Consider the following 1,670-nt stretch of genomic DNA (forward strand, 5'->3'; position numbering starts at 1 on the left):
CGGGGAAAAATCGCTTGCCGGGCCCGCGGGGAAAGGTAGAATGGAGTTCCCGCGGGCGCTTAACTCAGCGGTAGAGTGCCACCTTCACACGGTGGAAGTCACAGGTTCAAATCCTGTAGCGCCCACCATACCCTTTACGAAGGCCCCGCCTTCCGGGGAGGATCCGTCGCCCGGAGGCAGAGGGCCTCCTCGACGACGTCCTGGAAATCTTTCACTGTGCAGGGCTTGTGCACCACAAAGTCGATCCCCGCCTCCTTGATCCGCTGTTCATCCTGGTGCAGCGCCCAGCCGCTGATCAGGACCACCGGAACGGCGGAGGCGTGTTTCTTTACCCGTTCCGCCACCTGCAGGCCCGATATCCCCGGCATGCTCAGATCCGTGATGACCAGGTCGACCTTCTGCGCTTCGAAGATTCGCAGCCCTTCCGTCCCCGAGGAAGCGACAAAGGCCATATGCCCCATCTCCTTGACGTATCGCTCGAAGAGATCCCGGTTCAAATCCCCGTCCTCGATGATGAGGATCCTCGCCGGGGCGGTCCCTTCCCGCGACCCCTTCCCCTTGCGCGGTCTCTCCGAACAGGGGGGGGAAATCACCGGCAGGCGGAGATGGAAGGTGGACCCCCTCCCTTCCATGCTGCTCACCCGGATGTCGCCGCCGTGGCGGGCGACGATCCCGTAGATGATGCTCGTCCCGAGCCCCTGGCCGATCTCCTTGGTGGTGAAAAAGGGCTCGAAGATCCTTTCCCGGACCTCTTTGCTCATCCCGATCCCCGTGTCGGACACCTCCAGCAGGACCTGGTCCCCCTCGTGGAAGGTCGCGAGGGAGATCTCGCCTCCTTTCGGCATCGCTTCCACGGCGTTGATGAGGAGGTTGCAGACGACGCGGCAGATCTCGGCGGGGTCTCCCACCGTCAAGGGGAGGGTCCCGGGCCGGACGAGAACCGCGATGCGGATCCCCCTGGCCTCGCTTTCGTCCTTCCACTTGGTCCGGGTCATCTCCACGGCATTTGTCACGACCGCGTTCAGGTCGAGGGGGACGGAGGAAACGTCCCTGCGGATCCGGGACAGGTCCTGGATCCGACTGATCGTCTCCCCCCCCTGGAGGGCGAGCTTCTCGATCGTCTCCAATTGCGAACGGATGTACGGAAGGTCCAACTCCTTGTTTCCGAGCTTCAGGCCCAGAAGCTGGGTCCTTCCCAGGATCCCGTGGAGCAGGTTATTGAAATCGTGCGCGATCCCGGCGGCCAGCTGGCCGAGCGCCCTGACCCGCTCCGAGTCCACGAGGTCTTTCTGGGCCGCCTTCAGGGACTCGTACGCCTCCTGAAGCTCATCGAGCTGTTTCGTCCTCTCGATCGCCATCGCCGCCTGCCCCGCGAGGCCGTATAGAAACGCCATGTCCTCCTCTTCGAAGGGGAGGCCGGAGCGCCGGTCCGTTACGTTGATCACCCCCAGCACCTTCTCCTGGAGCAGAATCGGGATGCTGAAGACCATCGGGGCGGAGATGAACGATTTGGAATGGGTGGAGTCCAGGGACCGGCTGACCCTCGGGTCCGTCAGGACGTCCTTCACGAGGACCGGCTTCCCTTCCTTGGCGACCCATCCGGCGATCCCCTCCCCCACTTTCAGCCGCACCTTGCCGACGACTTCCGCATCCAGCCCGCGCGCGGCGAC

General features: G+C 63.8%; 1 protein-coding gene and 1 tRNA gene. One reads left to right on the forward strand and one right to left on the reverse strand.

Annotated features, from left to right (window positions below):
* Positions 1 to 53 precede the first annotated feature (53 nt).
* A tRNA-Val gene (locus VJ307_07085) sits at positions 54 to 128 on the forward strand.
* A gap of 6 nt (positions 129 to 134) precedes the next feature.
* Here VJ307_07085 and VJ307_07090 read toward each other — a convergent pair.
* The coding region (locus VJ307_07090) for an ATP-binding protein (GenBank protein HJX73904.1) at positions 135 to 1,670 on the reverse strand (1,536 nt) is incomplete at its 5' end.

The organism is Candidatus Deferrimicrobiaceae bacterium (genome assembly GCA_035256765.1).
Taxonomy (GTDB): domain Bacteria; phylum Desulfobacterota; class Deferrimicrobia; order Deferrimicrobiales; family Deferrimicrobiaceae; genus CSP1-8.